This is a genomic window from Prevotella sp. AM34-19LB, assembly GCF_003468525.1.
Taxonomy (GTDB): Bacteria; Bacteroidota; Bacteroidia; order Bacteroidales; family Bacteroidaceae; genus Prevotella.
In genome coordinates this window covers 1-6,803 of sequence record NZ_QSIG01000083.1, presented here as the reverse complement: position 1 = coordinate 6,803, position 6,803 = coordinate 1, and the positions used below count along the sequence as shown (strand labels likewise).

The 6,803-nt window shown below is 42.9% G+C and carries 4 protein-coding genes and 1 rRNA gene; all 5 read right to left on the bottom strand.

The window, feature by feature from the left end; genetic code table 11:
* Positions 1-320: ribosomal RNA gene (locus DW830_RS14930) — 16S ribosomal RNA — on the bottom strand; the annotation flags it as partial.
* Positions 321-807: 487 nt separating this feature from the next.
* Positions 808-1,854 carry a hypothetical protein gene (locus DW830_RS14925; RefSeq protein ID WP_119250437.1) on the bottom strand — a complete coding sequence of 349 codons (1,047 nt, stop codon included), beginning with the start codon at positions 1,852-1,854 and terminating at the stop codon, positions 808-810.
* A 78-nt stretch (positions 1,855-1,932) separates the two neighbouring features.
* On the bottom strand, positions 1,933-3,102 hold the full coding sequence (locus tag DW830_RS14920; RefSeq protein WP_147487283.1) for a hypothetical protein: 1,170 nt from the start codon (positions 3,100-3,102) through the stop codon (positions 1,933-1,935).
* Between the two features lie 108 nt (positions 3,103-3,210).
* Entirely contained in the window at positions 3,211-4,344 is a 1,134-nt protein-coding gene (locus DW830_RS14915; protein ID WP_119250435.1) for an OmpA family protein, read from the bottom strand.
* Positions 4,345-4,430: 86 nt separating this feature from the next.
* Entirely contained in the window at positions 4,431-6,410 is a 1,980-nt protein-coding gene (locus DW830_RS15985) for a hypothetical protein (protein ID WP_158573521.1), read from the bottom strand.
* Between the last annotated feature and the right edge of the window lie 393 nt (positions 6,411-6,803).

Here is a 6,803-nt window from a genome sequence, read left to right as displayed (position 1 = left end):
TGGGGGACCTTCCTCTCAGAACCCCTACTGATCGTCGCCTTGGTGGGCCGTTACCCCGCCAACAAGCTAATCAGACGCATCCCCATCCATCACCGATAAATCTTTAATCCATTTCAGATGTCTTCTATGGACGTCATTGGGTATTAGTCTTACTTTCGCAAGGTTATCCCCAAGTGGTGGGCAGGTTGGATACGCGTTACTCACCCGTGCGCCGGTCGACGCCCATCAAAAGCAAGCTTTCGATGTCGTTTCCCCTCGACTTGCATGTGTTAAGCCTGTAGCTAGCGTTCATCCTGAGCCAGGATCAAACTCTCCATTGCAAAATATTATTTTTACTTCTTTCCTTCCGAAGAAGAAAATCGGTGTTTGTTGTCTGTACTTAGGACGAATATCCTTTTCGTTTATTGAAGCTTAGTAAACCTGACTTGTCAATTACTTGACGGTTCGTTTCTTTTACCCAGTCAACTTTCTTATCTCTAAGAAGTTAACCGCTTCTTGTACTACTTGTCTGTTTATGTAAAATCTTTCAAAGAACTCTTTCTTCGCAAGTTAGGCTGCGCCTCAACAATTGAAACAAGTTTCATTGTATTCGACTTGCACTAACTTTCTTATATTGCTAAGAGAAGTGATTTCTCAAAAGCGAGTGCAAAAGTACTAACATTTTGCGAAACCACCAAATTTTCGGAGAGAAAAGTTTCAAAAACCGCCATTATTTAACAGTCTTAAACACTTTTACGCCTCAAATCGCCTATTTTCGCCCCAAATTGCGTTTTTAAGCCATCTGGGTGTGTAGGCACACATCCTACCTTATTTCACCCAGATTCGGCGGGTCAAGCGAAGTTCTACTACAGGATAAACTTTAAAGCTCTTCAAGAGTTTCACATAGTCGCCTACCTTACCCGGTACGTTCTTCACATCCTTCGCCAAATCCACACCTGGTTCTATGGTTACATGCTTCACTGCCTCTGTGTAATCCTCGTTAGCTGTAAAGGTAACCTTCTGGATATCGTTGGTCATGATCTTTGGAGTACCACCCCAGAACAAGACACCGGCATCGAAGGAAACATAATAATCATCGCTATTCTTGAAAAGCTTGCCACCATAACCGAAACCTAAGTAAGGCTTGAAGTTGTTTACCTTGATAGTGGCAGATACATTATTATTAGCATCCGGCTCCAGACGGAATGGAGTACCATCCTTGCGCTCGCCCAGAGTTACACCCATTCTGCCATAACTCATAAACTTATCATAGAGCTCCTTGTCAGCTACCAACGGCTGATCACCTACAGAGATATAAGGTACAAAGTTCTCATAAGAGTTCTTCACACGCTCATAGAGGTTGTTGTACATACTTACAGCTACCAGAGAGGTTCCATCATAGACTGCATTCTCAGCCTTGGCAATCTTTGATGGTCCCCAATAGAAACCGGTAGTAACGTGCCAGTTCTTGTTGCGGAACGGATGAACATCTACGAGCAACTTGAAGTTGTTCATCGTTGGAGTACCCACCATATCGATGCTATTTCCTACTCTGGTACCGGTATATTCCTCCAGCATGTCAGCGAGGCGATTGAACTTCTCTGCCTGCACCTGCTCACTCTCCTTCTCATCACCCACCTGAACCGCAAAGTTCATGGTAGCATGCACACGGGGAGTAAAGGAGAAACCCGTACGAACCTGGAAGATTTCATTGATAGGCACAGCCACATCAACACCCACACCCGTGGTACCCAACGTTACAGAGGCATCCACATTCTTAATCCATTTATCTGTATTACCTGCACCGTTCACCTGTGCAAACATACCCATCGTCGGCAGCAGCGCTGCTGCCAATGCAATTACATATTTTCTCATAAATTTTTGATTTTCATTAAAAAACGGTGCAAAGTTACGCAAAAAGCCCCAAACTCACAAGAGTTTAGGGCTTTTTATTTATTTAATAACGACTTTCTTGCCATTTATGATGTAAATTCCCTGATGCAAGTCGCTGATAGAAGTTGCATTCTTCTTAATCTGCACACCTTCAAGAGTATATACATTATATAATGAGGCAGGCTTCACGGTGATGTCCTTAATGCCTGTAGCATACTGCTCGGCGGTAACCATCTTCATCTCGGATGGAGCTGAAGAAGAAACAGAGAGATACCAGCTGTTGGCAGGGATAGCCAAAACGCTCAAGTTATCTCCATTACCATCCTCCTGGTCGATATTCACAGATTTGAGCGCATCCTTCGAGGTAGTCATAGCGATATAGCCATAAGAGTTGGCTGAGAATGCTCGCATACTGGAAGCATCAAATTTCACTGAGTTGAAATGACCAGACCAAGGATTACCAATACAGAAGTAAACTCCCTTCACCTGGGCAGCCAAATCAGATGGCACAGCTGCATCGCTTACAACAGGTGTTACCTGATTCTTGCTGACATCTGTAGAAGCACACTCTATCAACACTGGGGTCTTTGCAGGAATGGTACCTGTCAACTCCTTGATGATAACCACACCTTCCGATTCGATGACCTTAGTTACATAGTATGCCTTCATACCAGCACCCAGCGTATAAGGATAACCGGCAAAGACGGCAGCATAATGCTTATCGCCAACCGTAACGGTTGGCTTTACACCAATATAGTTATCAGATGTATTGATAGGCATAATATTCCAAGTACTATAAGTACCCGTAGTAGTTACATAGCTCACCGCCTTGCTTGACTTCTTATCGGTAAGCGTGATACGCTGACCACTATCCTGCTGCCAAGCCTTGTAGTAATTGCCAACCGGAGAGAGGTAGATGTAATACTGGATAATGCCATAAAGGCTGGTTCCCTGACCAACCACATTGTAGCTTTCACCGCTGATATGATCCAGATAGAACACGCTTCCCGGGTCATGCGAGATGTCCTCCCAAATAGAGCTGGTAGCCATGGCGCCACAATCCGCACTGGTTGAAGCGAAGTTAACACCTCTACTATGATTGTCGGAAAGCGACATATATCTACCGGTAGAAACGTTCTTCACACGGTAGTAGCCAGCACCACTCAACTGAGCCTGAGCACCGAGCATGGTAGCACACCCCAAGAGGAGCAGAAACAATCTTTTCTTCATTCTAATACTGTTTAGTTACAAAAAATAACCGGTCTCCAAAGCTTACATAGTAAGAATGAAGATCGGTTATAAAATTTAATGAACTATTTAATTCTATATAGAGCTAAATTACTTAGCAATACAGATTGTAACACGGTTCATATCGTTCTCCTCGAAAGGCTGAACGCGGCAACCCTTAGACTCCTTGATCATGCGGCTCTTAGCAACACCCTTAGCTGCGAGTGTGTTGTAAACAGTCTGAGCACGGCGAGCAGCAATCTTATCGTTGAATGCAGCAGAACCTGTACCCTTATCTGCATAACCAGTCAAAGTGATCTTAGCATCTGGGTTCTCCTTCATGTACTCTACGATCTCAGCGATCTTAGTAGTCTGAGACTTAGCGATGTTTGTGTTACCGATTGGGAAGAAGATATCACGACGGAAGTTCTCCTCAACTACCTTAGACTCAACCTTAGGAGCTGGAGCTGGAGCTGGCTTCTCGATGATACGCTCGATGATCTTCTCTACTGGCTTTGGAGCAGGGATTACCTTAGTGGTATGAGTCTCACCAAGAGCAACCTTTACACCTACCAATGCGTTGAAGTACCAGTCTGGGTTACCAGCCTTCTTTGAATTGTACTTGTCGCTCAATGTGTTAGCAGAAAGCTCAACGCCCAACTTAACGCGATCACTTACGCGGAAGTCAACGTTAGCACCTACACGTGCAACGAAGCGAGTCTTTGTACCATCCCAAAGGTTCTCCAATGGAGTAGCACCGTACTTCAGAGCTTCAGTCGCTGCATCACTCTTCAAGATAGCAGCCTTAGCATCAGCAGCCTCGTCATTACCCCAAGCGATGTTAGCACCGATACCACCGAATACGCCAACCTCAACCAAACGGTCTGGGTTGTACTCGCAGAAGAGGTTTGTGAGGTTGAATGTAGCGTCAACCATAGGAGCTACATAGTTCCACTTCCACTTGTAAACGTTGCCAGCCACATTCTGACCAGCCTTGCTCTGCCATGTATTCAAAGAGAAACGAGCACCAACAACCTGATTGAAGTTATAACCTACGCCTACCTGAACATTTGGAGACAACAACTTACCGAAACCGATCTCACCCAATGTGTACTGGCCACCAATCTGAGCCTGTGCATACCAATGTGGAGTGAAGACATTTACAGTCTTATCTGCTTCCTGAGCTGACGCACTAACGCAACTCAAAGCAACAACACCTGACAGTATTACTTTATTTAATTTCATAATCTTTAATCTAATTATTTTAAAATATTGTTTTTAAGATTTGGCTAGCGGCAAGCAAGCTTGCCACCAACGATATTTTTCTTAAATTACTCTACAACAACGTTAAATGTCTTCTCAACCTCAACACCAGAGTAGTCAATAGCCTTGTAAACGATAATGTACTCACCTGTCTTTGTAGCATTGAAGATTACCTTGTTGATTGAACCATCGAATGGCTCAGCAGCAGATGTTTTACCATCAGTCAATGTTACAGTAGCACCGCCCTTATTTTCGTCCTTGACAGCCTTTACAGAGATAGACTTCTTGTAAGCAGGAGCCAAGAGCTCAGCTGTCCAAGATGTAGGATAGAGAGTAGTAGCACCTGTACCTACGAAACGAGTACCGAGGCGACCACCGATTGTGCTAAGAGTGTTAGGGTTGCCATTCTGATCAACATAAAGGATAGTTGGCTGCAACAACTTATTAGCGCTACCAATCTTAGAAGCTACCTTCTTCAACAATGGGTTAACCTTAGCGATTACGTTCTCCCACTTGTCACCTACCTTATTGATATCATTCTTAATAGGCTCCAACTTACCAGCAATCTGAGTATTCAACTCATCAACTACATCAGCAATTGTATTATCAGTTGTTGTAATCTTGTAAACATTCTGAGAACCTACACCTGTGTTTATCTCCTTAACTTCTGATACATTCTTGATTTCAGAACCCTCAATTTTAGTACCATCCTGCTTTTCGAACCAAGCCTCATTAGTAGCCTCCTCATAATGAACTTTAACATCAGTTAATGCAACAATTGTATAAACATTAATATTCTGCTTGTCTGCAGAAAGAGTAACCTTTACGTCAAGAGCATCTGCGAACTTATCCAACTTGCTTGACAAAGAAGGCAAACGGAAGTTCTCAACAGCCCAATCTGAAAGCTTGTCAAGAGTAGCATTGTCCTTCAAGAAGTTGAAAGAAACTGGCTTAACAGCAACAGCAGCGATATCATAGTCGCTAACAGCATGCTTAATAGTCTTATGAAGCTCAAGATTCTGTGTATCTGGATTATACAAGTAATACTCAGCCTTAACACCGTATGCTGTCAATACTGGGATATTCTTATACAAAGCAGAAGCAATCATGCTCAAATCCAAATCATTCTCCTTTGGATTTCTCAACTCATTAAGAGCATTCTTTGCAGCAGCAGCCAAAGCGCCCTTATCGAATTCAACGCCATCGTTCTGAGGATCAGAAGCAATAACAGGAACCTGATAGAAACCATTAGCAGAAACAGTAGCTGCCTTTGTACCAAAAGTCAATACCTTATCAGTATTGTCGATTTCACCAAGCTCGAAGCCCTTAGCTGGCTCACCCTGGCTGTTAACCAACTCTACCTTAACCAAAGAAGGATCAATCTCTGTTGGGTTCAAAGAAACATAGAGGTAACCAGCATTACCGCCCTTACCGAGCACCTGATTAGCCTTTACATCCCAATCCTCGTTACCCTCTGCAGCAACACCATAGAAAGAAGAAGCCAACTTCAAATTCAAACCGGTGAATGAAGCATTCCAATAACCAGTTACAGGATTCTCTGTAGCATTAACGGTAATACCATCAAGCTTCTGCTCAAGCAAGATATTGAGTGCTTTATTCAAGCTACCAGAAACGGAATCAAGACGCTGATTCAAAGCGTCTGTAATCTTCTTTGCAGCGATAGAATCTGTCAAACGCAATCTCTCAAGTGCAGAGACACGAGAATCAACTCCTTCTACAGTTCCCTTAAGATTCTGGTAAGCCTGAGAACCCTGGATAGCTGCCTCGATGCGCTCCTTATCAGCAAAAACACCGTCCTTGATAACTTCCATGTTTGCCTGGATACGAGCATCAATGGCAGATGCCAAATCAGGGTTGGTCTCCTTCAATTCGCCCAACCACTTGTTCAATTCGGTCAGTTTTGCGATCTGAGAAACGCTAGTGTCGTAAGCACTGTCGCTTTCGTGATCTGTACAAGATACGAAAGTGCTAGCTCCACCCATCAAGAGGGCAGAGAAGAGCAAAATACTAGTTAATTGTCTTTTCATTTTTTATAAAAATTTAATTAAACTTATGTTGTCTAACTCATTATATATTTTAGAAAGGTCAAGCTCGACGAAGTAGCCAGTGTATGTTGTTGACTTAGGTCTTGCCTTCACTCTCCTTTTTATCATTTTATCATTCTTAGTTTCTATATTATCGTTACCAATTTGTATATATACCGCTGCAAAGGTAAAGCTTTTTTTTGAAATAGAATGTTTTTGCTCCGTTATTTTTAGCAAAATGCCTTAAATTTTAAATATTTTAAGCATTCCACCCCTATTTTTCCCCCTTTTCTTCCCCATTTTACCACAATGATACCTCAGTTCGGGATAAGAAATAGTGCCTAAAAAAGTTGGTAATCTCCGATATTTTTTGTATCTTTGTAGGTGAAATCCAAT